Raw genomic sequence first — 24,436 nt, 5'->3', positions numbered from 1 at the left:
CCCGCATGCTGGGTGAGAAGTGGATGTCCAGCGTTTTCGCGTTTTTATGCTGGTTAAATATACAGTCTATGAAGTATATGTCCAGTAACGGTCAGGTGGCACATAAATCTCCACACTCTCCAATCTGACCGCCTTTCACTTTCTCCCGCTTACAATCCCCGCTTGATTGCGGCCAACACCAATGCCCTGACCTCCTGCGCCAGCCGTTCACTGGACAGGTAACCGGTGGACTGCTCACTGTGCGCGCCCATGCTGCCGATTACCGCATCGTCCACCGCCTTTGGGTAGTCCCCCAGCATGGTCTGCTCCGTGGTGTTGTTGCGGATCTGGTCCATCACCTTTTCGTTTTCCTCAACCTTGTCCTTGATCGCGTTGAACCAGTTGATGCGGTCCTTATCGGTGAGGTTTTCACCGGTAAACAAGTCATTCAACCGTTCCAGAATCTGCGACAGCAGCTCGGTTTCCTGGTCCCTGGGCGTGTGGGAGCCGACGGACGTAATGCCCTTGAGCTTGTACTCGCCTTCCTTCTCCCCCAGGCTCAGGCGCTGCTGGCGGGCCTCGTAGAGTTTGTAGTGGGTCATCTGCAGCAGGCTGAGGTCGATATCCTCTTCGGTCTGCTCCATTTTCAGTAGCGGGTAGAGATGCTTGCAGTAGACCGCCAGTTGTTCCAGCTCTTCGTCATCGAAGTCGACGATCTGGCTGCAGAATTCGTAGAAGCGCACAAAAGCTTGCAGGTTGCGCTTGAAGGTATCCAGAACATCCTTCATTTCCTTGGCTTCTTTCAGGCGTGAGACAGCGTTGGCCTGCTGGGCCTCGTTACCGCGTACTTCGGCCTCCTTCACTGCCGTCTGGGCAACACGGACGGATTCCATCACATCGTTGTAGCGGTGCTGGTAGCGGTCCACCGCCGGTTTGCAGTGGCGGGTCAGTTTGTCCTGGGACGCCCTGGGGTCGAAGAAGGCGTTGGCCAGAGCCTCCACCTCGTGCCATTGGAACAGGCGCTCGTCCATCAGGCTGGTCTGAATCTCGTAGATCAGATTCGGGTCCGATACGCTCTCCAGCTCGGCGGTCTGGTAATACTTCTTGAATTCGCTCAGTACATCCTCGGGATCGTTGACGAAGTCGAGGACGTAGGTGTTTTCCTTACCGGGGTAGGTGCGGTTCAGGCGCGACAGGGTCTGGATACAGTCAACGCCGGTGAGCTTCTTGTCCACATACATGGCCACCAGCTTGGGCTGGTCGAACCCGGTCTGGAATTTGTTCGCCACCAGCATCACCTGGTACTCGTTGGTGTCGAAAGCCTTGCGCATATCGCGGCCCCTGAGGCCGGGATTCATATTCCGCTCGGTAAATGGCTCCGCGATGTGCTCTTTGTCGATCACCTCGCCCGAGAAGGCCACCATGGCGCTGACGTTCTTGTAACCCTTTTCCCGCACATATTTGTCGAAGGCCAGCTTGTAGCGCACCGCCTCCTTGCGGCTGCTGGTAACTACCATCGCCTTGGCCTCGCCATTCAGTTCGCGGGCCACTGTGCGGTAGAAGTGCTCGACGATCACCTCCACCTTTTGCGCGATATTGTAGGGGTGCAGGCGTACCCATTTGGCCACCTGGGTGGCCGCGCGTTTGCTCTCGACCTCTTTGTCTTTTTCCGGGTTGGCGTGCGCCAGCTTGTAGGCCTGGTTATAGGTAATGTAGTTCCGCAGCACGTCGAGGATAAAACCCTCCTCGATGGCCTGGCGCATGCTGTAGATGTGGAAGGGCTCGGGCGTGTTGTCATCCGCCGCCGGGCGGGACATATCCGGGCGGCCAAACAGTTCCAGGGTTTTGGCTTTGGGAGTGGCGGTAAAGGCGTAGTAGCTGATATTGGGTGAGCCCCGGCGCGCTTCCAGGGTAGCCGCCAGCACATCTTCACCATCCACCTCTTCGTCTTCCGCCAACTGCTCGGCCATCAGCACCTCGCGCAGCTGACGGGCGGTAGCGCCGGTCTGGGAACTGTGCGCCTCGTCCGCGATCACTGCAAAGCGGCGATCCTTGAGTCCGGTGGATTCCTGAATGGCTTTCAGCACAAAGGGGAAGGTCTGGATAGTGACGATAATGATCGGCGTACCGGCAGCCAGCGCCGCCGCCAACTGCTCCGACTTGCTGCCCTCGCCATCCTCGCGGCTGATGCGCGCCACCACGCCCTCGGCGTGCTCGAACTGGTAAATGGTGTCCTGCAACTGGGAATCCAGCACAGTGCGGTCGGTAATCACGATCACCGAGTCGAATACCTGGTTACTCGCAGCATCGTGCAGAGAGGCCAGCTGGTGCGACAGCCAGGCGATGGAGTTGGATTTGCCGGAACCGGCGGAGTGCTGGATCAGGTACTTGTGGCCGGTGCCCTCAACACTGGTGGCCGCCAACAGGGAGCGCACCGCATCCAGCTGGTGATAGCGGGGAAAGATCATGGTTTCTTTCTTGATCTTCTTGCCCTGCCAGTCCTCCTTCCACTCCTCCTGCAGGTGCATAAAGCGGCCGAGAATATTCAGCAGGCTGTCGCGCTGCAGTACCTCTTGCCACAGGTAACCGGTGGCATAGCCCTCGGCGGGCTGGTCGTTGCCGGCGCCGCCGTCGCTGGTGCCTTTGTTGAACGGCAGGAAGAAAGTGCTCATGCCGGCGAGCCGGGTGGTCATGGCCACCTCATACTGGCTCACCGCGAAATGCACCAGCGTACCCCGTTTGAACGCCAGCAGGGGTTCCGGCTGTTTGGTGGCTGGGTCTTTGGGCTGACGGTCGCGCATATACTGGAGCTTGGCGTTCTCCAGGCTCTGTTTGAAGGCAGACTTGAGTTCCAGGGTAGCTACCGGCAGGCCGTTCACGAACAGGGTCAGATCGATGCGGCCGTCGTAACCGTGTGGGCTGTAGATCAGCTCAGGCACCACACGCAGGCGATTCTGGGCATACAGCTTGAGGGTGTCCGGGTTCTTGTCGTGGTCCGGCTTGAAGGTGCACACCCGCAGCTTGGCCCCGCGGTCCTTGATGCGCCCGCGCAGGGTTTTCAGGGTGCCGTCTTTCTTCAGCGCCCGCTCGGTGGCGTTCAGCAGCGCGGTTTCCGGATCGTCCGGGTAGTTGCGCGCAAACTTGGCCCACTGCTCGGGCTGGGTTTCCTGCACATAGGCGAGCAGATCCTCCGGGTAGAGCGCTCGCGCGCGGTCGTACTGAGCCGAACTGCCGAGCAGCCAGCCGGCGCCGGTGAGTTCGCGGACTATGTCCTGCTGGAACTGGGTTTCCCTGTTGTCGGCCAATGTTTCTTTCCTTTATTGATTCTTGTAACGAGCTGAGCAACGCCATATTCTCGCGGATTTAATGCAAAAATGTGAGCGCACAGCAGAACAAATAGGGAGTAGGTTACCCTTGGAACGTTTCTGTGGACCTTTACGATTCTTCAGGCTCTTGAGCATGTTCGGTAGTCTTGGTTTCAGTTGCCTTTGTCGTGCTAGGCTGCTTAGGCCTCCCTCTTAGGTTTGCTCGATTGGCGAATTTTCCTGCTTCTTTGGCTAGTGTTGGAAAAGTTGCAGCAGCATTTTTGAATGCTTCTGAGTCAGTAAACTCGTGCCATGGACTGTTGTAGTCTTTGCCTTCTATTAGTCGCAATGGCATTTCATCTAGCCGGTCAAGTGTAGAATTAAATAGTCTTTCTTCTGTGTGTGGATCGAATCGTTCCGCAAACTTTTTGAATCCAGTAAACGATTTGGATACTGTCGCCTTATAAGAGTAATCTTCAGACAGCTTGAATCTTTGATTTATCTGCTGTGTGGATATCCAAGCTAACCATAATGACCCGCCGATAGAAAATATAGACATGATGACGTGTAGAACTACTTGGCCGAGAGTTAGTTCATGATTTAATGCTTCTGTCAATGCTGAAACTCTGTTTGATCCAATCCAAGATCCTGCAATTAGTGCTATTAAAAGGCCAATTATCCATATCCAGATTGATCTCTTTAACTCCTTGGCCTTTTGGTCGAAGCCAGCAGCCAACCCTTGAGTTGTAGTAATCTGAAGCGCGTCGTCGCATTCTTCGACAAGTTTTGATGTCAAATTCGCATTTTTGGAGGCTCGTTCTCTTAATAATTCTGCTTCCTCGCTAAATTTTTTTATTTCATTTTTCAATGAAATTGCTTCTTCCTTAATTTTTTCTATCTCTTTTTTTGCTGTCGCTAGCTCTTGGTCTGCGGACTTGAGCAAGATGTCCAGTTGCTTCTTTGCATCTTTTAGGCTGGCTAAGTCGGTGGGCAAAGATTCAGCCGCTTCATGAGCGTCATTGATGATGCCTATTTTCTCTTCCAGTGAAGCACTTGATTCACTGATGGAGTCTATTTGGTTTTTGACTCCTCTTAGTCTGGTGGTGAGGCCGCGAGGTAGTAGCTTCTTATCTTGAATATTTTCGTAGGAAAATAATTCAAATTCGACGTCGCTAAAAATAGTATTTAGAGTTAGTAGGATGCTTGGGACTATATGTAATAGATTTTGTGCATTGTCATTAAAGTGACGAGTAGATGTATCATTTAACCTGTCGATATTCGCTACGTGGCTCTCAATAGTATTTTCCAATCCTTTTGTAATTGGAGAGTTACCGTATTCTTTTAGCTTGTCAACAAAATTTCCTATAAAATAAGAAATGTCATCCTTGTTCAGGTGTATTTGATTCCAGCCGTATCGAGAAAATCCTGGCTCGTTAATGTTTGCTGAGATAATAGTTCCCTGTAGGGACTCAAGAGATTTTATCAGGTCAGGTAATTTAGTTTCCATTTTGTACAGCCCTAATTATTTTGGTCGGAATTAAGTTGTTTTAATTGTGTGTTACTTGGGCGCTAGACTGCTTCGTGTCCGACTTCGGATGCAGCCGGTGTCAGCTGCTGGTTTCGCACATCAACCTTGCCGGTACCGGAAGCCGATATTGGCGCCGTTCATCAGACTTTCCAATTGCATGCCTGCCAAGTCCGGATCTGATTACTTGCGCTCAATACTGCGCTTGAGCTGGGCCTGCTGGGTGTTGTTTTTGAGCTGAGATTCTTTCTGTTTTACCCGTTCCATCACTTCTTTCAATGCCTTTTCCATATCGGCGCGGTTTGCGCCTTCAAGGGGAGTTTTTCATCCTTTTGCTCCTTGATTGCTCTTCGCTTCGTCAAATCGTTAGTCCCGCCGCTTTTCAGGCCTTCGGGTTCCTCGGTGCTGTTTTCCAACCCTTTTTTATGTCGTTTCTCGATTCCTGGTTTCATTTTATCGAGGCGTTTCTTCGCTTCTTCGAGCGCCTTTTGGATATCTTTGTCCATGCTGTTCACCTCAATTTCATTACACAGTAATCAGGCAGGGAAGGTTTGTGTTCCTGGCTCACATATTCGTAGCCAAAGGATGCGTAGTGATCTCTGGCCTTTGCCGATGTCGGTTTCATGACCCGGATTTCGTCTGCGCCCAGCATGGCTGCATACACTCGGTTGTCATGATCCATTATGCTCCTTGTTCCATGGTTGATGAGTATTAAACTGAACGCTCCTCTGGTTCAGGATGGGCCTCCTGCTGATCCGAATCTCCGGCCCTGCTCTGCGCAATCAATGTACGGCGCTTGAACCAGAAGATTATGGCTCCCAGCGGTATTCCGACCGTGAGTAGCAATGGCGAATACTCGCTCGCGTATGTTGCCCCGGCACCAAAAAGCTGGAGGTGCAGGATTTTTATCTGGTAGGCCCCGGAGGTCCAGTTGAGGCTGATCGACCCTATGCCGAACAGAACAAACAGAATCCACAGCCATTTGCGCTTTTGAATGGGCGTTTTTATACAGAATACGAGTGTGACCAGGATGAACACCGGAACAATAATACTCATCGCTAACAGCAGATAGTGAAGAGTCGACTTGCCGGATAGGGAAAACCGGTTCAGCTCCTTTTGCGATGCCGGTGTTCGGTACACATTGAGGCCAATAACGGTGGTTTTCCCATCTACCCGCTTCATGGCCGCATTGGCCAGGGCCCAGCCGCCCTTAAACTGATACTCAAAGGTGAAATTGCCTGTCCATACGCCGTTGATGGTATGTACCCGTGAACCGATGAGTTCAGTGGAAAGCAGTTTGCCTTCGGGAAAGAAAGAGAGCATATGTTCCAGTTTTTCCGGGGAAACATCGGAGGCTATCTCGGGGTCCATAAGGCCCGTCACATAGTCAAAGTCCCGGTTTCTTAATTTCCCCAGATAATCTTTGGCGAAATTCATCTCCTCTTTTGGCACCAGGTTGTTTTCCGAAAGGTCGGCAAAAGCGAGGAAAGGCCAGTAAAGTACGGTGAGTGCCAGGATTCTTAGTATTATTTTCACGGTTATTTCCTTATAGTCTTTTGTATATTCTTTGTTCAATCTGCGGCCTGTTATGCAAGTCCGGGCCGCTGAAATGGCAGTGCCCGGTCATGGAGCGTCCTTTTGCTCCTTGATTGCTCTTCGTACGCTCAAATCGTCAGTTCCACCAATTTTCAGGCCTTCGGGCTCTGCTGCGCAAGCCTCAGAGCTCCGAAAGATCTATGTAGCCATCATCCAGAGAAAAGGCCGATTCAGAGAAGCGGGCTTCCTTTGCCTTTTTTTCCAGATCTTTCATGCAAAGCCTCAAGTAGACAAGATCATTACCTAAGAGCGCTGACTCGTCTGAGTCTAGATCAGCTTCTATTTCGTGAGAAATTTCCGCTTCTCGTTCACTTAGTGAGCGCCAGAGCAGGTTGAATAATTTCTCATCAATCGTTTGGGTGAATTCACGCATTTTTCTTCGTATAGAGCTGCTCATCAGCAAACCGGCGTCGGTGACGTGCGTAACGTATGCCCTGCTGGATCAAGTGCTGTTGGCGACCAGTGCTCCGAAATGGTCAATCGGCGAGGAGCCCTTGGGCTCCGTGCGTCCGGCTCAATTAACGCTTCTGGGCAGAGTTGGCTTTGATAGCCTTTTCTATTCCCTTGGCTTTTTGTTTGATCTTGAGTTTGTTGTTTTGTATTTGTTGCTTCAGCTTTTCTTTTTCTGTTGAAGGGTTATTCATCTTCGTCTCTCCGATCTCTGACTCTGTCAATATCGCTGGGGTTGGTGAGTTTTCCTGATGGCTCACTGTCAATATCCTTGAGCGCTCGCTTTCTAGATTTCGCCCCTTCTTTTTTCACTTTCTTCAGCCTGCGTGCAATTTCCTCGCGGCCTTCTTTTGTGTTTGGGTCTGGGATCATAATACTATCCTCTGGCCAACGCGTTTGCCGTGATAATAGGTTCGGGAGCCGAACCCTTCTTGCATATATAGTCCTTCAAGGGAAGGATCTGGGTCCAGCACCCAGAGTTCATCTGCACCAACCAGGTGCGCAAAGGCCGCTGCGGCATATGAAAGTACCGGCAAAGCCCTCATGCCGAGCGGCGTGGGGCGTAGCGGTATGGACTCTATCAGGTTCATCCTGACCCTGGTGCCGCTCTTGGAGGTCTGCCCGTAGGACAGAGCTCCGAGAACGCCACCACGCCAAAGGGATATTTCAAAGCGATTGGGTTTTTTCTTGTAGTAGGGATATTCTCTGGCCCAGTCCCAGCTTCCCCTCCGTGTGCGGGCAGTGTCACCGTCAATATGCTTCCAGGAATCTGCGGTGAACGCATCCCTGATAGAGATGTCTTTTGCGGTGATTTCCGGGTACTCCTCCATCACGGCCTCGTAAGTAATTTCACGCAAAGCCCTGTACCTTTCCTCTGTTCTGAGGTGATCGTCTCGCCATTGGAACATTGGTTGTTTCCTCCTTGATTTAGCGGTCTGTGGGTTATCGGTTTTAAGTACCTCTAAACTGCTTCGCATGCAAGTTTTGGCTCGGGTTCCACCTGTTCCGGCTGCCAGTCACGAACGTCGATCTTACCAGTAACTGCGGCGGACATCAGAGCAGAGCGCCGCTCTTGTAACAGCGAGATTTGACTGGCTGACTTTTCAAGTAGCGCATCAAGCCTTTCTTGCACCTGCTTCAGATAAGCCATGATTTCTGCTCGCTCATGCTTTGGGGGTAGGAGGATGGGCGCCTCTTTAATACTACTAGACGCGATTGATGCCAGATTAGTGCTTTGCTTGGATACGCTGTAGAAATAGAACTTCGCATAGCTCGATTGAGTGAAAAGTGCCACCCACTCCGGCTCACAGCCAAAAACTCGCACAGCAAATACATGGTTTTGATGGATGCACGGATTAATTTTAGCCTGCCAGACAGTACCGCGGCCAAGTTTGTCGTTGTCTCCACCCTCGTTCATTAGCAAGTCGCCTGCTTTGAGAGAGTACCTATCTAGCTCCTCCGGCTCTATCTGGATGGTGTGTACATCATCGAGCTTTACGTAACCATCTTGTACGTTTGCGACTCGCAACATCGGCACCGTGATAGCGTTTTCCGACACCGTGCGCCCTTTGGCGATTCCTGACTGGAGCCGGGAAATATGCTTTAATCGAGTGACCACCCAATGCTCCGGCACCTCATCTAGCCACTCCACGCCGCTGTCCTTCATCTTCGCATGGGGATTGAGGCCCTTGGTGACCGCATGGGAAATCACCGCCTGGCGGGAGTGCACCTCCTGCAGCAAATCCAGAATGTCCGCGGTGACCTTATCCAGATCCGCATCAATCGCCTCCAGCGAGCGCGGCGGCACATACTGGTAGAAGTGCCGGTTAAACGGAATCTCATAGCCGACAATACCCACCTGCGCATCCTGCGGGTCGGTCTTGCCGGTGTCGATCCAGGCATCCGGCACATGGGGCAGTACCTCGCGCGCGAAGTAGTCCTCAATGTTCTCGCTCAGCGGCACATTCTCGTTGTCGCGCAGGTCCGGGTTCGGCTCCGGCTGGCCCTTGGTTTTGCACACCTCGGCGTCGTCGTCCTGCTCGCCCAGGTGCTTGCACAGCAGCTTGAACTGCACCGCGGAGAGCTTTGTATCCGCCAGCTTGGCCGAGAGCTGCTTCTTAAAGGTGTTGCGGGACAGATACTTCTCCTCGGGCATGGCCGCCAGCGCCTGCAGGATCGCGCTCTGCTCGCCCTCGCTCAGCTTGGCCCAGCCCTTGTCCGCGCGCAGCGCCGCCAGCTTTTCCGTGTCGTGGGGGTAGAGCGCCAGTTTCAGCGGCCGTTCCACCGTGATGCGGCGGTAGCCGAACTCCCGGTAGTCGAAGATCTTGCTGTCTTCGCCCGTCTCGAACTGGCCGTAGGATTTCACCACCGCCTCTATGGCTTCCTCGGTCAGGGTGTTGCGCTTGGAGCCCAGGGATTTGCGCATCTTGGCGAAGTAGTCGGAGCCGGTGGCATTCACCAGCTGCACTTTGCCTTTGCGCTCGGCGGGCTTGTGGTTGGACAGTACCCAGATATAGGTGGCGATGCCGGTGTTGTAGAACATATCGGTGGGCAGCGCGATGATCGCCTCCAGCAGGTCCTGCTCGAGGATGTAGCGGCGGATTTCGCTCTCGCCGCTGCCGGCGCCGCCGGTAAACAGCGGCGAGCCGTTGAGGATGATACCGATACGGCTGCCACCCGCGTCCTTCGGCCGCATCTTGGAGATCAGGTGCAGCAGGAACAGCAGCGAGCCGTCGGATACCCGCGGCAGGCCGGGGCCGAAGCGGCCGCTGTAGCCCTTGAGCTTGTGCTCGTCGTTGATGACCTTCTGCACCTTCTTCCACTCCACCCCGAACGGCGGATTGGAGAGCATATAGTCGAAGCGCTCCAGGGGCAGCTGGTCGTCGGAGAGGGTGTTGCCCAGCTTGATGTTGGACACGTCCTGGCCCTTGATCAGCATGTCCGCCTTGCAGATGGCGTAGGACTCGGGGTTCAGCTCCTGGCCGAAGGTGGCCAACCGCGCGCCCTGGTTGACCTCGTGCAGGTACTCCATGCCGGAGGACAGGAAGCCGCCGGTGCCGGCGGTGGGGTCGTAGATGGAACGCACTATGCCGGATCTGGCCAGCGCGTCGTCGTCACCGGCGAACACCAGCGAGGTGGTCAGGCGCACTATGTCCCGCGGGGTGAAGTGCTCACCGGCGGTCTCGTTGGAGGATTCCGCGAAGCGGCGGATCAGGTCTTCGAAGATCAGCCCCATCTCGTGGTTGCCGATGGCGTCGGGGGAGAGGTCGATATTGGCGAACTTCTCCGCAACCAGGTAGAGCAGGTTGGCGTCGTTCAGCTTCTCCAGAAACTCGCTGAAGGAGAAGTAGTCGAAGATCTCCCGCGCGGCGGGGCTGAAGGCCTGCACATAGCTCTCCAGGTTATCGAGGATCTGGGTGGTGCCCAGGGCGCGCAGGTCCATTTCAGAGGTGTTGTAGAAGGGCTGCTTGGCCGCGTGCAGCAGCAGTTTTTCCTGCGCCTCCTCGGGCAGACTCTTCACCTCGCCGTACTTTGCCCGCACTTCGCCCTTGGTGGGCGCCAGCACACATTCCAGGCGCCGCAGCAGGGTGAATGGCAGTATCACGCGGCCGTATTGGGATTGCTTGAAGTCCCCGCGCAGGAGGTCGGCCACGGACCACAGGAAGGCGGCCATGGAGGAGAAGCTTTTGTCCATTTTTTGAGCTTTTGGTTACTGCAGGATGGGGCTGATTTTGCGGGAGATCACGGGGGAGGGCAAATGAGAACCAGGCGCCCATCAGTACCGTTCAGTTGTAATAGGCGTCATGGAGTGTCCAGGCGAGCTAGAAAAGATGAATGATGAGTCGCAAATTTTGACTTTTCCTGCTTGAACCGATATATAGTATCGGTATGATTCAGCCCACTCCAATGCTCTCCAGCCCCAGAGCCTTTATCAAACGTGTACGCGATATCGCCACAGACTCTTTCAATGTGGCCATACCGCCGCTGGAAAGCTGCCGCTCGGGCCGCGTATTGATGAGTCAGGTGTGGCAGGCATTGGAGAGGGGAGAGCTGCACCATGGCCCCACGTCTGAAGAAGACGGGTCGGTCAGTGGAGTGCTGCAGGTTCTCACCGCAGGGCTTCCAATTTATGTAACTGTCAGTATCACACCGGAGGGAAACCAGCTTTTGGTGCGGTTTGTTGAGGAGGGCTAGAAACGATGTATCACTATTTAGAATGCGGCCTCCCTGGCATCTACCTTGAAAATGGCTTCGAGTACCGGGACACAGCGTACGGGCGGGCCATAGCGATAAGGGATATCAAAGGGTTGCACAAGGCGATTGGCTATCATGTGGTCATGAAGGCAGATCGTTTGAATGCGCGGGAGATCCGTTTTTTGCGCAGCGAGCTGGATATGTCGCAAAAGATGTTGGCGAATACTTTGGGTGTATCCGAAATCACTGTCCGCAAATGGGAAAGTGACGAGAACAAAATCAACAGGTCTGCCGATCTTTTGTTGCGCATTTGTTATCTGCAATACATTCAGGAAAACAGCCAGGTTCGTGAGCTGGTTGATCGCCTTAATGAAATGGATCGCTGTGACAGGGAAAAAGAGCTACATTTTCAAATTGATGACCATTGGATGGTGGCTTCCAGGTGATTTGCTTGTGAGGGCCATCTAGAGTTCGCTTGTCTCCTGCTTCGTGCAGGCATTCGAGACTGCACTAAGGTCCGTCCCGTGCAGCCAGCTCGGCAACCGGCGATGACAAGCTCTGCCGAAGCTGCGATCAGGCTCCCTTAGTGGAGCCTTTGTCATTTCTGGGCGCGGCAAATCTTATCCCATGCACAAAAAGGCCCACCCCTTGTGGGGTGGGCTTTTTTGTAGAGGGTACTTTAAAACTTAAGGCCGAAGGACTGTTGGTCTCTGCCGCTGAGGGCTCGCGTGAATCTGGTTGCTCGCCGGTTGTTACCCGTGCAGTTGGAAGCCCCGCAGATAGGGCGGGGAGCAGTCACAGAGATTTTAGTGGCAGGAACAAGCGGCGACTATCGGTAGCGAGCCGCGCAAATCCGAACTGTTCGTAAAAACTTTGTGCATCTTCGTCAATGGCGTCGACCACCATGGCATAGATGGCGATTTCATCGCTCGCGGCCAGCGTACGCTTTAGAGCATCGGCCAACAGCACCCGGCCCACCCCATGCCCCTGCGCGGCCTGGCTGACCGCCAGTCTGCCGAGTAAAGCGGCCGGAATCGGGTGGCGGGGTAGCTTGCGGGCGAGATTCTCCGGTAGCTGATTGAGTTCAATCGACAGGGTGGAGAGGGTGTAGTAACCCACGATGGTGCCCGGCTGGCTCCCTTCAGTCGCCACGAACACCCGGCTGACTCGGCGTTTCACATCCTGTCGAGCCTGCTTTCGGATGTAGTCATCCAGGGAGGTATTGCCGCAGTGGAAGCCGGGCCTGTCGTGGTGATTGTTCAGTGGCGTTATAACGAGGCTGGCGTAGTCGGTCATTTCCCGGTAGTGCGCCGATCATGTTCTTTGAGGGCGGCTGCCAGTTTTTTGTTGAAGCGGACCGGTTTGTTCAATGCGTTGAAGAAGGCCTCGGAATCCCGGGCGTTCAGGCTCATCATTTCATGCTCTTGAATGGTTTTTTCGGCGCGGGCCAGGGCACTGGTGAGGATGAAGTTGCTGACGGTTTTGCCTTCGAAGCTCGCGGCGCGCTCCAGCACTTTCTTGGCATTGTGCTTCAACCGGAGGTTGATCCGGTCTTGTTTGGCGTCTGTGGTCGCACTCATGGTGAATCGCCTCCGCAAGGGGCCGTTGAGATGAATATAATGTACGTCAAATCGGTGCCTCTATCAACTGTCGCGACGGGTAGGCCGTGCAGCTGCCGCCGCACAATTCAACAAAAAAGCCCACTCCTTCCGGGGTGGGCTTTTTGTTGATTGGTGGAGATGGCGGGAGTCGAACCCGCGTCCGTCAGCACTCTGCCAGAGGCTCTACATGCTTAGTTCCGTCTATTGATTTAACTCAAAACAGCCCGGCGGGCAGGACGTTAAGAGCGAGTCTGTAAAGTTTTAGCCGATCCATCCCAGACAAACTTCACGGCGATCCAGTTCTGTATTACAAACTGTTGCGCGGTACTGGAACCTTGCCGCAGTCTGCTAGCGGGCTTAAGCCGCTAGAGCGTAGTTGTCGTCGTTGGCAACTAATAGTTTGCAGCTTTGGATTTACGTGATTGGCTGCCATCACGGCATGCACCCATGGTTTCGTCACCGGCGTCGAATCCAAGTCATCCCCGATAAGAAACACATTCGTGTAAGCGGAGTATACCAAAATCGGGGGTGGGGCAACAGGTGCCGGGGGACTTGTTTGTGGTTAGTAGGTCATTTCCCTCTCCCCCAGCCCCTCTCCCGCAAGCGGGAGAGGGGAGCAAAAAATTAAAGCAGTGACTGGAGGAAGGCCGCCAGTATCAGCAGGGGGCAGACGATGCGCACGTACCAGGGCCAGACCTTCCAGAACAGGGTCTGTTCTACGTTCTCGTGACCCTTTTCCAATTCCGCCAGCAACTGGTCGCGCCGCCAGATCCAGCCGGCGAAGATGCACAGGGCCACGCCCAGTATCGGCTGGCCGAATTCGGTACTGATACTGACCACCAGTCCGAACAGGGCGTCGAAGTTGAAGATGATCAGGCTGCTGATGGCGAAGATTGCCAGCCCCACCAGCGGGGTGGCCAGGCGGCGCCCGATGCCCAGGTTTTCGATGGCGAAGGCCACGGGGACTTCCAGCATGGAGATGGAGGAGGTGAGGGAGGCGATCACCATCAGCGCGAAGAAGGCGATGGCCACGAACAGCCCGGCAGTGCCCATAGTGTCGAACAGGGCCGGCAGAACCTGCATGATCAGCCCGGGGCCGGCGATCAGTTCGCCAGTGTCGGAGAAGATTTGGGTGCCCGCTTCCTGGGCCACATACATGGCGGGGAGGATCAGCAGGCCGGCGGTAAAGGCAATACCCACGTCGATCAGGGTCACCAGCGCACCCAAGCGCGGCAGGCTCTCCTGCCGGCTGAGGTAGGAGCCGTAGATCAGCATGGTGCCCACGCCGAGGGAAAGGGAGAAGAAGGCCTGGCCCATGGCGGAGAGCATCAATTCCGGGGACAGCTGGCTGAAGTCCGGCATCAGGTAGACTTCCAGGCCTTTCATTGCACCGTCCTGGGCCAGCACATAGATGATTAGCAGTAACAACAGCAGGATCAGCGACGGCATCAGCAGGGTGGACCAGCGCTCGATCCCCTTTTCCACGCCGCTGGCGATAATCAGCATGGTGAGACCACTGAAAATGGCGGTGACGGTGAGATTGCGCGGGGTGCTGTCGCCGGTGAGCCAGTCCGCGATGCCGCCGGCGCCGATCAGGGTGGCGAATGGCTCCGCCAGGTGCGCGACCATCCACCCGGCGACGATGGCGTAGAAGCTGAGGATCAGGGAAGCTACGAGAATGCCGCCGAACCCCGTCAGGCCGCCGAGAAAGCGGGTCACCGGGCCGCGGGCGATACCGCGCAACGCCTGAACCATATTGCGGCGCGCGTGGCGGCCGATGGTGAGTTCCGCCATCAGTGCCGGATAGGCGAGCAGGAAGGCCATAAACAGATAGACCACCACAAAGGCGGCGCCGCCGTTGCTGGCGGCCTTGGTGGGAAAACCCCAGATATTGCCCAGGCCCACGGCGGAGCCCGCCGCGGCCATCAGGAAGCCGACATTGGAACTGAATTGTCCTCGCGGTGCACTCATAGCTTGTCTCGTCGTTATTCTTCTTTGAAAGGTAACTACTCACCCCCTGTAGGAGCCTGCTTGCAGGCGAACAAGAACAGAGCTCCGTAGCTATTCGCCTGCAAGCAGGCTCCTACAAGGTGGTTCCCTTAAACCGGTGCGTGTTCCCTGTGGGTGAGTAGTTACTTTGAAAGTTAAGCGCGGCTAGCGATTGTCAGTGTGCAACACCCGCTGTTTCTGGCGGTTCCAGTCGCGCTCTTTCTCGGTTTCGCGCTTGTCGTACTTGGCCTTGCCTTTCGCCAGTGCTATCTCGCACTTGATCAGATGTTTCTTCCAGTAGAGCGCGGTGGCTACAACGGCGTGGCCCTTCTGTTCCACGGCGGTGATCAGTTTGTGCAACTCGCGCCGCTTGAGCAGCAGCCGGCGGGTGCGGTCCGGCTCGGTGACGAAGTGGGTGGAGGCGCTGGGCAGCGGCTGGATGCGCGCACCCAACAGCCAGGCCTCGCCGCCTTTGAAAATCACGTAGCTATCGGTGAGCTGGGCTTTGCCCTCGCGGCAGCTCTTCACCTCCCAGCCCTGCAGTTCCAGGCCCGCCTCGAACTTCTCTTCGATGAAGTAATCGTGCCGGGCCTTCTTGTTGAGGGCGATGGTATTGGAGGTCGGTGCCTTTTTCTTTTTGGCCATAAATACAACTAAATAAAACTGTGTCCAAAGAACTTCAGGGCCACGGTGTTGATAAAAATCAACAGCAGTATCAGTGGGATAAAGGTGCCCAGAGAGAAGTTGATGTATTTCTGAGACAGGGAGCCGGCAAAGCCGGGATCGCCTATCTGCAGTTCCTGATCAAAGTTGATTTTCTTCCATTTGTAGATCACAAACAGGCACACCAGGAGGCCGTTGAGGGGCAGTATGGTGTCGTAGAAGATAATCTCCACCAGGTCGAAAAAGGATTTGTTCTCGCCCGCCAACTGCACGAACTGGGTGAGCCAGTCGGCCATGCCGAAGGATACCGCGCAACCAATGGCCAATACGAACTGTACCAGCCCCACGGTGTAGATGGCCTTTTTGCGGGACATGCAGTACTCGTCGCGCAGGGTGGCGAGGGGAACCTCGATAATGGAAACCAGCGAGGTCACCGCGGCCACCAGCACCAAAAAGAAGAAGACGGCGGCCACGGCACTGGCGCCGGCGTAGCCCACGCTGTCCTGCAGGGCCAGGAATATCTTCGGCAGGAACAGGAAGATCATGCCCGCGGAGGAATCGCTAAGCTCCGCCGGGTCGATTTGCGGGTTGAAGTGAAACACGCTGGGGAGGATCAGCAGGCCGGCGGTAAAGGCGACCAGGGTGTCGGTGATGGCCACGGCCCTGGCAGAGCCGGGTACCGAGTCCTGCTTCTTCATGTAGGAGCCGTAGGTGATCATGATGCCCATGCCCAGGGACAGCGAAAAGAAGGCCTGGGCCATGGCCTTGCTCACCACTTCGCCGTTGAGCTTGGCGAAGTCCGGGATCAGGTAGTATTTGAGCCCCAGCGCCGCGTTCTCCCGCGTGAGTACGAAGATCACCAGCCCCAGCAGCATCACGAACAGCATCGGCATCAGGGTCTTGGCCGCGCGCTCGATGCCGTCCTTGACCCCCAGGGCGAGGATACCGTTGATACCAAACATCAGCAGCACCAGATAGAAGAAGACCACTGGGGAATTGATGAACTGGAGAAAGTACGCCTCCGTGGCCAGTTGATCCAGGTTGCCCCGCAGCGTTCCGATCAGGTAGCCCAGGATCCACACTGTGACCACCAGATAGAAAATCGCGATCATAAACGGCGTGATCAATGCCAGCCAGCCGGGGATGCGCCACAGGTGGGAACCGCCGGAGAGCTGGCGGTAGGCACCCACAGGGTCCCTGTCGCTTCTGCGACCCAGGGCCAGTTCCGCCATCATCACCGGCAGGCAGATCAGGAAGACAAAGAGCGCATACACCAGCAAAAAAGCGCCGCCGCCGCTCTTGGTGGCGGCCACTGGAAAGGCCACCAGGTTGCCGATTCCCACGGCGGAACCCGCCGCCGCCAGGATAAAGCCCAGCCGCGACCCAAAATGCTCTCTCACTGCGGACATAGTATTCTCGCTTGCCTGTTATTCTTGTGGTGTAAGTTTGCCCGGCTCTTTGGCCGTTCCAGTCAAAAGCGCGATTGTTGCAGGATTTCCCTTGCTTGAGTAGCGCCCGCTGGCAAAATTGCGTTTTTGTGGGACAGCACTCCATATTTCCAGGTTGTGATGAATATTCGTGTGGTAGAACAATGGCTCAGATAGAGCGCAGCGCGCTGGTGATGTACAGCGCGGAACAGATGTTTGACCTGGTCAACGACGTGGCCAGCTATCCCCAGTTCCTGCCCGGTTGCCGGGCGGCCGAAGTGCTGTACAGCGACGAGGACACCCTGGAGGCGCGCCTGGAACTGGCCCGCGCCGGGCTGCGCCAGAGTTTCGTGACCCGCAACCAACTGCGGCGGCCCGAGGGAATGACGCTCACCCTGGTGGAGGGCCCCTTTGCCGATTTCTCCGGTGAGTGGCGCTTCACCCCGCTGGCGCCCGACGCCTGTAAAGTGACTTTTTCTCTGGAATTCAGCTTCAAAAGCCGTCTGGTCGGTGCCGCGGCTGGCAAGCTGCTCAGTGATCTGGCCAACCAGATGGTGGACGTCATGTGCGTCCGCGCAGAGCAAATTTATGGAAAAACGCCATGACTGACATGACAGATAAGACCATCGCCGTGGAAGTGGTCTACGCACTGCCCCACGAGCAGCGCCTGATCCGCATGCTGGTCAAACCCGGCACCACCGCTCAGGAGGCGCTGGTGCGCTCGGGAATACCGGAGGAGTATCCGGAGGTGAAGCCGGAGACCGCCAAGCTGGGTATCTTCGGCCAGGCCCTGGGTACCAAGGGCCTGGCGCCGGCGGACCTGTACGAACTGCAGCCGGGGGACCGGGTGGAAGTCTACCGGCCGTTGATCGCGGACCCGAAGGAGGCGCGCAAGCAGCGCGCGGAAAAGGCCAGGAAACTGGCGGAGCAGAAACAGTCCTAGGGCCCCCCCTGACCCCTCTCTGGCCCCGAGACTTTAAACAGGCTCTTACGGCCAGCCGGCCGGCTGCCAATCGCCGCTGGTGGCGATCAGAATGTCGCCGTTGAAATAGACGGAAAAGCGCTTCTGGGTCACTTCGTTTTTCGGCGAGCGCACCCGGTTTACGTAATCCCAGCGATTGGGCTCAAAGGTGTCTTCCAGCAGCGGGGTGCCCAGCACAAAGCGCACCTGGCGGCGGGTCATGCCGGGTTTCAGCTGGTCTACCATCTCCTGGGTGATGATATTGCCCTGCTGCACCTCAATGCGGTGTACGCCGGGGAACTTGAACAGGCTGCAGGCGCCGAGCAGGGCGCAGAGGCAGGCGATGGCGAGGGATCTCACTGTAGACGGCATTCATTGCTCCATAGGGATTTTGTGGTCAGCGGACTGATCGCCCATTCTCCGATGTTTACGGTTAAACAGAATAGGCGCCTGCCGGTGGGGAAAGTTCCCGGCCGGCAGCGGCAAGCATAGACGGCGCGCGACTGGCTGCCCTCCTGGGGTTCCGCTGTATCCGTTCCGCGTGGATAATACCCGAAGTGCCCGCGGGCGCACAGGCCGCCCGACGGCGGCCGCCTCACCCTCAGTCAAACACAGTCAAATGAATACCGCCGGGAAAGATCAATTCATGTCTAACGAAAATCAGGAACTGCGCAAGGCCGGCCTCAAGGTCACCTTGCCGCGAGTCAAGATTCTGCAGCTGCTGGAGAGTGCCAGTGAACAACATCTGAGCGCGGAAGATGTCTACAAGATGCTGCTGGATGCGGGGGAAGACGTGGGGCTGGCCACGGTTTACCGGGTGCTCACCCAGTTTGAGAGCGCGGGTCTGGTGATGCGCCATAACTTCGACGGCGGTCACTCGGTGTTCGAACTGGACCGCGGCGACCACCACGACCACATGGTGTGCACCGATACCGGCAAGGTGATCGAATTCCACAACGAGGAAATCGAGAAGCTGCAGCGGCAGATTGCCGACGAACACGGCTATGAACTCACCGGGCACAGCCTGGTGCTCTACGTGAAGAAAAAGGGTTCTTAGGCGAGCCTTGTGCCCGCCGTGTGGGCCCGCTTGCCGAGCTGGGGCTCGGCGCTCCCGGCATTAGGCCGGCGGCGTGTAGCGTTCCGGGAACTTGCCGACCTTGTCGGCGTAGTAGTCGCGAAAGCGCTCCAGTTCCGCCTTCAGACTCTCCCCCATCTCCAGCGCCTTCTCCATCCCCACTTCCTTTTTGGCGAAATTGATAAAGCCGCACACCACCGGCACCGCGGCGCCGCGGGCGATATGGTAGAAGCCGGTCTTCCAGCGCTCCCCGCGCCTTCGGGTGCCCTCCGGCGGCACCACCACGATCAGTGATTTGCTCTCGTTGAACTTGTCGACGGTGGCCTGCACCAGGTTGTTGGCCCTGCTGCGATCCACGGAGATACCGCCGAACCAGCGCATCACCGGCCCAAGCGGAAAGCGGAACAGCTTGTCCTTGCCCAGCCAGTGCGGGGTTACCCCCAGTTTCAGGGCGGCGAGAATAAAGTAGTAGCCGTCCCAGTTGCTGGTGTGCGGTGCCCCGATCAGCACATATTTTTTCAACGCCAGCGCCCGGCGGTCGCAGACCACGCGCCAGCCGTGCAGTTTGATCAGCAGCCTGGCCAGCAGGCGGAGCAGGGGGGTGACAAGGGGGGTGTTGAAAATCGTGCGTTGCATGAATCGAGCCGAAATTACCGATGGCGGGGGCAGTATACAAAGGCCGGGAAACGGAAGACAGATGGCGCCGAAAAGACCCTGTAGGAGCGGCCGTTGGCCACGATCACGATTTAGTGTCGACTGAAAGTCGGATCGCGGCCAACGGCCCCGCCTACAGCAAAATCCCGCGAGTCCCGGGATTCAACTGCGCGCCAGCATCTCCTCTGCGTGGGCCAGGGACTGCGCGGTGGTCTCGCCCCCGAGCATGCGCGCCACCTCTTCGCGGCGCTCGTCGCTTTTCAGTTCGCGCAGGGCCACAAAGGCGGCATCGCCGTCGCTGTGCTTTTCCACCAGGTAGTGGCGGTGGGCCCTGGCCGCCACCTGGGCCAGGTGGGTCACGCAGATCACCTGGCCGTCGCGGCCGTCGCGGGTTTCGCCCAACTGGCGCAGCAGGCGCCCCACCACATCGCCGGTGGCGCCGCCGATGCCCACGTCCACTTCGTCGAATACCAGGGTCGGGGTGCGCGAGGTCTGTGCGGTGACCACCTGGATCGCCAGGCTGACCCGGGACAGTTCCCCGCCGGAAGCGATTTTCCCCAGCGGGCGCGGGGGCTGGCCGGGGTTGGTGGCGATCAGTATCTCCACCTCCTCCAGGCCGCTGGCGGTGGGCTTTTCCACCGGTTGCAGGGCAAGTTCCACCCGCGCGTGGGGCATGGCCAGTTCCGCCAACTGCCGGTTCACCGCCTCCGCCAGTTCGGCGGCGGCCCGCTCGCGCAGCCGGGTCAGTTTGCCCGCAGCCTCGCGATAGCGGGCCTCCAGCTTTTCGCACTCGGCGGCGAGCTTGTCCAGCGCGTCCGGTGTGCCTATATCGTCCAGTTCCGCCTGCAGTTGCTGCTGCAGCGCCGGCAGTTCATCGGGCTGTATCCGGTGCTTGCGCGCCGCCTGGTAGATGGCGCTGAGGCGCTCCTCGATTTCCGCCAGGCGCTCCGGGTCCATCTCGAAGCGGTCGATATGCCGCGACAGGGTGCCGGCGGCCTCGTCCACCTGGATGCGCGCGGTGTCGAGCATCTGCGCCACCTCCGCCAGCGCCGGGGACTGTTCCGGCATGGCGGACAGCAGTTGCAGGGCGCGGTGCAGCTGTTCGGCAATATCCCCCTCGCCGCCGCTGAGCAGCGCCGCCAGTTGGTAGCCGCCGTTCAGTATCTGGCCGGCGTTGGCCAACTGGCGCTGTTCGCTTTCCAGCGCTTCTATCTCTGCCGGTTGCAGGTTCAGTTGATCCAGTTCTTCCAACTGGTATTCCAGCAGTTCGCGGCGGGCCTGGGTCTCCTCGGCGCTGTCCGCCAGGGCCCGGTAGCGGCGGTGCTGGTCCCGCCAGGTCTTGAAGTGGATACGGGTTTCGGCGGCCAGTTCCTGGGCGCGGGCGAACTCGTCCAGCAGGCGGCGGTGGGTGTCTTTTTTCAGCAGCGACTGGTGCTCGTGCTGGCTGTGGATGTCGATCAACTGTTCGCCCAGGGCGCGCAGCTGCAGCAGGGTCACCGGCTGGCCGTTGATATAGGCCCGCGATCGCCCGTCGGCGCCGATGGTGCGGCGCAGGATCACCTCGCGACCGGCGTCCAGCTCCTGCTCCTCCAGCCAGGCCGCGGCCGCCGGGTGGTCGCCGATATCAAAGGTGGCGGTGATGTCCGCGCGCTTGCTGCCCGCGCGCACCAGATCGGCATTGCCGCGGTCGCCCAGCGCCAGCCCGAGGGCGTCGAGGGTGATGGACTTGCCGGCGCCGGTTTCGCCGGTCAACGCACTGGTGCCGGTACCGAATTCCAGCTCCAGTTGGTCCACCAGGGTGAATTGGCTGATAGACAGATGCAGCAACATAAAAGATAGCTCTGTAGCCGTTCTTGTTCTTACTTGGCGTCTGCCAATTAGTGGCTATTTATACAGTAATCATCGTTTTCCCGCTACCGCTGCCGGCGGAGATTGTTCTGCGGTTGAAAGCCCACTTGAACTACAGGGGCTAGCCCCCATATAGGGCTGCATTGCCCGGGAGCCGAGCCCGCCTCGGCATTTTGGGGAAAATCTATTCAACTGACAGTCGACGCGACGGAGAGAGCAGTGGCCAGAGAGCGCAGCGAAGAAGATCAGAACCGCCAGGAGGCGCCGGAGGCGCTTACCGAGGAGCCTACAGCGGCAGAGGAAGAGACGGTTGCCGCCGAGGTGGAGCGCCCCTCCGAGGAGGAGCAGTACGCGGCCGAGGAGGCGTTGCACGCCGAGGTCGAGAGCGCCGACGCCCTGCACGAGGAAATCATCGGCCTGCAGGAACAGCTGGCGATCCAGAAAGAATTGGCCATGCGCGCCCAGGCGGAGGCGCAGAACGCCCGCCGCCGTGCCCAGCAGGATGTGGAGCGGGCGCACAAGTTCGGCGTTGAGAAGCTGCTGCAGGACCTGCTGCCGGTGGTGGACAACCTGGAGCGGGCCCTCGCCGCCATCGACACCGAAAACGAGACCCAGAAAGCGGTGGCCGAAGGCATAGAGCTGACCCACAAATCCTTTGTGGACACCCTGGCCAAGTACTCGGTGGAAACCGTGGACCCCGCCGGTGAGCCTTTCGACCCGGAGTTGCACCAGGCCATGACCCAGGTGCCCAACGGCGATGTGGAGCCGAACACGGTGCTGGAGGTTTTCCAGAAGGGCTACCGCCTGAACGGCCGCCTCGTGCGCCCGGCGATGGTGGTCGTGAGCAAGGCGCCATGAACAGCTGGTAAATGCGGCACATGGATGTGCCGCCGCGGCCGCAGGCCGGCGCGAGGCCGTGGAATGCCAGCAGATTCGCGTATCTGCGCCAGTCTTTCACGGGCGACGATCAAAAAAGATGCATGGAGCATCTTTGATCGGTGGATGGAAAGTCCCTTGAAATCCTAGGGCCGGCACCAATATAGCTGGCATCCCAAAATACAAACGCGGCAGGCCGCTCGGACCACTAAAGCAGCCGCCGGCGTGAACCGCAAACGAGGAATGAATCCAATGGCAAAAATTATCGGCATCGACCTGGGTACCACCAACAGCTGCGTTGCGGTATTGGATGGTGACAAAGCGCGGGTGATCGAGAACGCCGAGGGCGACCGCACCACCCCCTCCGTGGTTGCCTTTACCGAGGACAACGAAATCCTGGTGGGCCAGTCCGCCAAGCGCCAGGCGGTGACCAATCCGCAGAACACCCTGTTCGCGGTGAAGCGACTGATCGGCCGCCGCTTCAAGGACGATGTGGTGCAGAAAGACATCAAGATGGTGCCCTACAGCATCGTGGAAGCGGAAAACGGCGATGCCTGGGTGGAAGTGAAGGGCGATAAGAAAGCACCGCCGCAGATCTCCGCCGAAGTGCTGAAAAAGATGAAGAAGACCGCCGAGGATTTTCTCGGTGAGAAGGTGGAGGCCGCGGTCATCACCGTCCCCGCCTATTTCAACGATTCCCAGCGCCAGGCCACCAAGGACGCCGGCCGTATCGCCGGCCTGGACGTGAAGCGCATCATCAACGAGCCCACCGCGGCGGCGCTGGCCTACGGCCTGGACAAAAAGGGCGGAGACCGTACAGTGGCGGTCTACGACCTGGGCGGCGGCACTTTCGATATCTCCATCATCGAGATCGCCGATGTGGACGGCGAGAAGCAGTTCGAGGTGCTGTCCACCAACGGCGACACTTTCCTCGGCGGTGAGGACTTCGACCTGCGCCTGATCGACTACCTGGCCGAGCAGTTCAAGAAGGAGCAGGGCATCGACCTGAAGGGCGACCCGCTGGCCATGCAGCGCCTGAAAGAGGCCGCCGAGAAGGCTAAGATCGAACTGTCCTCCAGCCAGCAGACCGAGGTGAACTTACCTTATATCACCGCCGATGCCACCGGTCCCAAACACCTGGTGGTGAAGCTGACCCGCGCCAAGCTGGAGAGCCTGGTGGAGGAGCTGGTCAACCGCACTATCGAGCCGCTGAAAATCGCCCTGGCGGATGCCGATCTATCCGCCTCCGGCGTCGACGAGGTGATCCTGGTGGGCGGCCAGACCCGTATGCCGCTGGTGCAGAAGAAGGTCACCGAGTTCTTCGGCAAGGAGCCGCGCAAGGACGTCAACCCGGACGAAGCCGTGGCCATCGGCGCGGCCATCCAGGGCGCGGTGCTCTCCGGCGATGTGAAAGACGTACTGCTGCTGGACGTGACCCCGTTGACCCTGGGCATCGAGACCATGGGCGGTGTGGCGACCCCGCTGATCGACAAGAACACCACCATTCCCACCAAGAAATCCCAGGTGTTCTCCACCGCAGACGACAACCAGACCGCGGTGACCATTCACGTGGTGCAGGGGGAGCGCAAGCAGGCATCGCAGAACAAATCCCTCGGCCGTTTCGATCTGGCCGACATCCCGCCTGCGCCCCGCGGCGTGCCGCAGATCGAGGTAGCCTTCGATATCGATGCCAACGGTATCCTGCACGTGCACGCCAAGGACAAGGCCACCGGCAAGGAGCAGTCCATTGTGATCAAGGCCTCCTCCGGCCTGTCTGAGGAAGAGGTCGACAAGATGGTGCGCGACGCCGAGGCCAATGTGGAGGCGGACAAGCAGTTCGAGGAACTGGTGCAGGCGCGCAACACCCTCGACGGCCTGATCCACGCCACCAAGAAGACCCTCGAAGAGGCCGGCGACAAGGCCACCGCGGAGGAGAAGTCCGCGATCGAAGCCGCCATCTCCGAAGCGGAAGAGGCAGTGAAGGGCAGCGACAAGGCCGCCATGGAAGCCGCGACCACCAAGCTCACCGAGGCTTCCGGCCCGGTGGCGCAGAAGATGTACGCCGAGCAGGCTCAGGCCGCCGAGGGCGCCGCCGGTGCCAGCGAGGGGGGAGAGCAGAAGTCCGGCGGTGACGACGCAGTGGATGCCGAGTTCGAGGAAGTGAAGGAAGACAAGAAAGAGGACAAGTAATCACAACCTTGTCCTCCACCCTGTAGGAGCGGCCATTCAGAGGCCAGAAAACAGAAATCAGAGGACAGAGTCGGTCTTCTGTTCTCTGATTTCTGTCTTCTGG

The 24,436-nt window shown here is 57.7% G+C and carries 24 protein-coding genes and 1 other RNA gene; 7 read left to right on the top strand and 18 right to left on the bottom strand.

Translation table 11 applies throughout. The features are described 5' to 3' along the window. Nucleotides 1-149: 149 nt before the first annotated feature. The 9 genes from FHS09_RS02630 to FHS09_RS02595 form a co-directional block, all read right to left on the bottom strand. Nucleotides 150-3,284, bottom strand: a complete 3,135-nt coding sequence (locus FHS09_RS02630; protein ID WP_183456422.1) for a type I restriction endonuclease subunit R — start codon at nt 3,282-3,284, stop codon at nt 150-152. Between the two features lie 130 nt (nt 3,285-3,414). Then, nucleotides 3,415-4,791, bottom strand: a complete 1,377-nt coding sequence (locus FHS09_RS02625) for a hypothetical protein (protein WP_183456420.1) — start codon at nt 4,789-4,791, stop codon at nt 3,415-3,417. 293 nt (nt 4,792-5,084) lie between these two features. Further along, nucleotides 5,085-5,315, bottom strand: coding sequence for a hypothetical protein (locus tag FHS09_RS02620; RefSeq protein ID WP_183456418.1), 231 nt, complete (start codon nt 5,313-5,315; stop codon nt 5,085-5,087). Between the two features lie 205 nt (nt 5,316-5,520). Then, on the bottom strand, nt 5,521-6,345 hold the full coding sequence (locus tag FHS09_RS02615) for a hypothetical protein (protein ID WP_183456416.1): 825 nt from the start codon (nt 6,343-6,345) through the stop codon (nt 5,521-5,523). 181 nt (nt 6,346-6,526) lie between these two features. After that, nucleotides 6,527-6,778, bottom strand: coding sequence for a hypothetical protein (locus tag FHS09_RS02610; RefSeq protein ID WP_183456413.1), 252 nt, complete (start codon nt 6,776-6,778; stop codon nt 6,527-6,529). A gap of 145 nt (nt 6,779-6,923) precedes the next feature. Next, complete coding sequence (locus FHS09_RS23040) at nt 6,924-7,049, bottom strand: hypothetical protein (protein ID WP_281383055.1); 126 nt, start codon at nt 7,047-7,049, stop codon at nt 6,924-6,926. Further along, a complete protein-coding gene (locus FHS09_RS02605) occupies nt 7,042-7,227 on the bottom strand; it encodes a hypothetical protein (protein ID WP_183456411.1) in 186 nt (61 codons plus the stop codon). The genes FHS09_RS23040 and FHS09_RS02605 overlap by 8 nt, the downstream gene beginning before the upstream one ends. Next, nucleotides 7,224-7,763: a hypothetical protein gene (locus tag FHS09_RS02600; RefSeq protein ID WP_183456409.1), complete on the bottom strand. Its 540-nt coding sequence runs from the start codon at nt 7,761-7,763 to the stop codon at nt 7,224-7,226. The genes FHS09_RS02605 and FHS09_RS02600 overlap by 4 nt, the downstream gene beginning before the upstream one ends. A 53-nt stretch (nt 7,764-7,816) precedes the next feature. Continuing rightward, complete coding sequence (locus FHS09_RS02595) at nt 7,817-10,549, bottom strand: N-6 DNA methylase (protein WP_183456407.1); 2,733 nt, start codon at nt 10,547-10,549, stop codon at nt 7,817-7,819. 194 nt (nt 10,550-10,743) lie between these two features. On the opposite strand from FHS09_RS02595, the gene FHS09_RS02590 reads away from it, so the two are divergent. Beyond that, on the top strand, nt 10,744-11,049 hold the full coding sequence (locus FHS09_RS02590) for a hypothetical protein (protein WP_183456405.1): 306 nt from the start codon (nt 10,744-10,746) through the stop codon (nt 11,047-11,049). A gap of 5 nt (nt 11,050-11,054) precedes the next feature. Continuing rightward, a complete protein-coding gene (locus FHS09_RS02585) occupies nt 11,055-11,495 on the top strand; it encodes a helix-turn-helix domain-containing protein (protein ID WP_183456403.1) in 441 nt (146 codons plus the stop codon). 349 nt (nt 11,496-11,844) lie between these two features. Here FHS09_RS02585 and FHS09_RS02580 read toward each other — a convergent pair whose 3' ends face one another. The 6 genes from FHS09_RS02580 to FHS09_RS02555 form a co-directional block, all read right to left on the bottom strand. Continuing rightward, the gene (locus tag FHS09_RS02580) at nt 11,845-12,345 is read right to left on the bottom strand and encodes a GNAT family N-acetyltransferase (protein WP_183456401.1); all 501 of its coding nucleotides are present in this window, start codon (nt 12,343-12,345) and stop codon (nt 11,845-11,847) included. Further along, nucleotides 12,342-12,629: a type II toxin-antitoxin system TacA family antitoxin gene (locus tag FHS09_RS02575; protein ID WP_183456399.1), complete on the bottom strand. Its 288-nt coding sequence runs from the start codon at nt 12,627-12,629 to the stop codon at nt 12,342-12,344. Before FHS09_RS02575 ends, FHS09_RS02580 begins: the two co-directional genes overlap by 4 nt. A 151-nt stretch (nt 12,630-12,780) precedes the next feature. Next, nucleotides 12,781-13,134, bottom strand: a transfer-messenger RNA (tmRNA) gene (gene ssrA / locus FHS09_RS02570). A gap of 140 nt (nt 13,135-13,274) precedes the next feature. Beyond that, the gene (locus FHS09_RS02565; RefSeq protein WP_183456397.1) at nt 13,275-14,621 is read right to left on the bottom strand and encodes a sodium-dependent transporter; all 1,347 of its coding nucleotides are present in this window, start codon (nt 14,619-14,621) and stop codon (nt 13,275-13,277) included. A gap of 183 nt (nt 14,622-14,804) precedes the next feature. After that, entirely contained in the window at nt 14,805-15,284 is a 480-nt protein-coding gene (gene smpB, locus FHS09_RS02560) for an SsrA-binding protein SmpB (RefSeq protein WP_183456395.1), read from the bottom strand. An 8-nt stretch (nt 15,285-15,292) separates the two neighbouring features. Continuing rightward, nucleotides 15,293-16,711 carry a sodium-dependent transporter gene (locus tag FHS09_RS02555; protein WP_183456393.1) on the bottom strand — a complete coding sequence of 473 codons (1,419 nt, stop codon included), beginning with the start codon at nt 16,709-16,711 and terminating at the stop codon, nt 15,293-15,295. A 182-nt stretch (nt 16,712-16,893) separates the two neighbouring features. Between FHS09_RS02555 and FHS09_RS02550 the strand changes: the two genes are divergently transcribed. Together FHS09_RS02550 and FHS09_RS02545 are read left to right on the top strand one after the other, a co-directional pair. Next, nucleotides 16,894-17,334: a type II toxin-antitoxin system RatA family toxin gene (locus FHS09_RS02550; RefSeq protein WP_183456391.1), complete on the top strand. Its 441-nt coding sequence runs from the start codon at nt 16,894-16,896 to the stop codon at nt 17,332-17,334. A 5-nt stretch (nt 17,335-17,339) separates the two neighbouring features. Then, nucleotides 17,340-17,672 carry an RnfH family protein gene (locus FHS09_RS02545; RefSeq protein WP_183456753.1) on the top strand — a complete coding sequence of 111 codons (333 nt, stop codon included), beginning with the start codon at nt 17,340-17,342 and terminating at the stop codon, nt 17,670-17,672. A 45-nt stretch (nt 17,673-17,717) separates the two neighbouring features. On the opposite strand, the gene FHS09_RS02540 is transcribed toward FHS09_RS02545, so the two are convergent. Then, a complete protein-coding gene (locus tag FHS09_RS02540) occupies nt 17,718-18,062 on the bottom strand; it encodes an outer membrane protein assembly factor BamE (RefSeq protein ID WP_183456389.1) in 345 nt (114 codons plus the stop codon). 274 nt (nt 18,063-18,336) lie between these two features. On the opposite strand from FHS09_RS02540, the gene fur reads away from it, so the two are divergent. After that, on the top strand, nt 18,337-18,747 hold the full coding sequence (gene fur, locus FHS09_RS02535) for a ferric iron uptake transcriptional regulator (RefSeq protein WP_183456387.1): 411 nt from the start codon (nt 18,337-18,339) through the stop codon (nt 18,745-18,747). A gap of 60 nt (nt 18,748-18,807) precedes the next feature. On the opposite strand, the gene FHS09_RS02530 is transcribed toward fur, so the two are convergent. Together FHS09_RS02530 and recN are read right to left on the bottom strand one after the other, a co-directional pair. Next, the gene (locus FHS09_RS02530; protein ID WP_183456385.1) at nt 18,808-19,401 is read right to left on the bottom strand and encodes a 1-acyl-sn-glycerol-3-phosphate acyltransferase; all 594 of its coding nucleotides are present in this window, start codon (nt 19,399-19,401) and stop codon (nt 18,808-18,810) included. A gap of 180 nt (nt 19,402-19,581) precedes the next feature. Next, the gene (gene recN, locus FHS09_RS02525) at nt 19,582-21,249 is read right to left on the bottom strand and encodes a DNA repair protein RecN (protein WP_183456383.1); all 1,668 of its coding nucleotides are present in this window, start codon (nt 21,247-21,249) and stop codon (nt 19,582-19,584) included. A gap of 237 nt (nt 21,250-21,486) precedes the next feature. Here recN and grpE point away from each other — a divergent pair, with 237 nt between their 5' ends. Beyond that, the gene (gene grpE, locus FHS09_RS02520; RefSeq protein WP_183456381.1) at nt 21,487-22,125 is read left to right on the top strand and encodes a nucleotide exchange factor GrpE; all 639 of its coding nucleotides are present in this window, start codon (nt 21,487-21,489) and stop codon (nt 22,123-22,125) included. Between the two features lie 270 nt (nt 22,126-22,395). After that, nucleotides 22,396-24,333 (top strand): molecular chaperone DnaK, encoded by a 1,938-nt coding sequence (gene dnaK, locus FHS09_RS02515; protein WP_183456378.1) that lies wholly within the window; start codon nt 22,396-22,398, stop codon nt 24,331-24,333. Nucleotides 24,334-24,436 lie beyond the last annotated feature (103 nt).

The organism is Microbulbifer rhizosphaerae, assembly GCF_014191725.1.
Lineage (GTDB): Bacteria > Pseudomonadota > Gammaproteobacteria > Pseudomonadales > Cellvibrionaceae > Microbulbifer > Microbulbifer rhizosphaerae.
This window is presented reverse-complemented; position numbering and strand designations above follow the sequence as displayed.

Coding starts and splice junctions, on each gene's coding strand:
- FHS09_RS02545 (WP_183456753.1), top strand. CDS start 17,340: ATGACAGATAAGACCATCGCCGTGGAAGTGGTCTACGCACTGCCCCAC.
- FHS09_RS02605 (WP_183456411.1), bottom strand. CDS start 7,227: ATGATCCCAGACCCAAACACAAAAGAAGGCCGCGAGGAAATTGCACGC.
- FHS09_RS02550 (WP_183456391.1), top strand. CDS start 16,894: ATGGCTCAGATAGAGCGCAGCGCGCTGGTGATGTACAGCGCGGAACAG.
- fur (WP_183456387.1), top strand. CDS start 18,337: ATGTCTAACGAAAATCAGGAACTGCGCAAGGCCGGCCTCAAGGTCACC.
- recN (WP_183456383.1), bottom strand. CDS start 21,249: ATGTTGCTGCATCTGTCTATCAGCCAATTCACCCTGGTGGACCAACTG.
- FHS09_RS02620 (WP_183456418.1), bottom strand. CDS start 5,315: ATGGACAAAGATATCCAAAAGGCGCTCGAAGAAGCGAAGAAACGCCTC.
- FHS09_RS02530 (WP_183456385.1), bottom strand. CDS start 19,401: ATGCAACGCACGATTTTCAACACCCCCCTTGTCACCCCCCTGCTCCGC.
- FHS09_RS02575 (WP_183456399.1), bottom strand. CDS start 12,629: ATGAGTGCGACCACAGACGCCAAACAAGACCGGATCAACCTCCGGTTG.
- FHS09_RS02580 (WP_183456401.1), bottom strand. CDS start 12,345: ATGACCGACTACGCCAGCCTCGTTATAACGCCACTGAACAATCACCAC.
- dnaK (WP_183456378.1), top strand. CDS start 22,396: ATGGCAAAAATTATCGGCATCGACCTGGGTACCACCAACAGCTGCGTT.
- FHS09_RS02590 (WP_183456405.1), top strand. CDS start 10,744: ATGATTCAGCCCACTCCAATGCTCTCCAGCCCCAGAGCCTTTATCAAA.
- FHS09_RS23040 (WP_281383055.1), bottom strand. CDS start 7,049: ATGAATAACCCTTCAACAGAAAAAGAAAAGCTGAAGCAACAAATACAA.
- FHS09_RS02610 (WP_183456413.1), bottom strand. CDS start 6,778: ATGCGTGAATTCACCCAAACGATTGATGAGAAATTATTCAACCTGCTC.
- smpB (WP_183456395.1), bottom strand. CDS start 15,284: ATGGCCAAAAAGAAAAAGGCACCGACCTCCAATACCATCGCCCTCAAC.
- FHS09_RS02565 (WP_183456397.1), bottom strand. CDS start 14,621: ATGAGTGCACCGCGAGGACAATTCAGTTCCAATGTCGGCTTCCTGATG.
- FHS09_RS02600 (WP_183456409.1), bottom strand. CDS start 7,763: ATGTTCCAATGGCGAGACGATCACCTCAGAACAGAGGAAAGGTACAGG.
- FHS09_RS02595 (WP_183456407.1), bottom strand. CDS start 10,549: ATGGACAAAAGCTTCTCCTCCATGGCCGCCTTCCTGTGGTCCGTGGCC.
- FHS09_RS02585 (WP_183456403.1), top strand. CDS start 11,055: ATGTATCACTATTTAGAATGCGGCCTCCCTGGCATCTACCTTGAAAAT.
- FHS09_RS02540 (WP_183456389.1), bottom strand. CDS start 18,062: ATGCCGTCTACAGTGAGATCCCTCGCCATCGCCTGCCTCTGCGCCCTG.
- FHS09_RS02625 (WP_183456420.1), bottom strand. CDS start 4,791: ATGGAAACTAAATTACCTGACCTGATAAAATCTCTTGAGTCCCTACAG.
- FHS09_RS02555 (WP_183456393.1), bottom strand. CDS start 16,711: ATGTCCGCAGTGAGAGAGCATTTTGGGTCGCGGCTGGGCTTTATCCTG.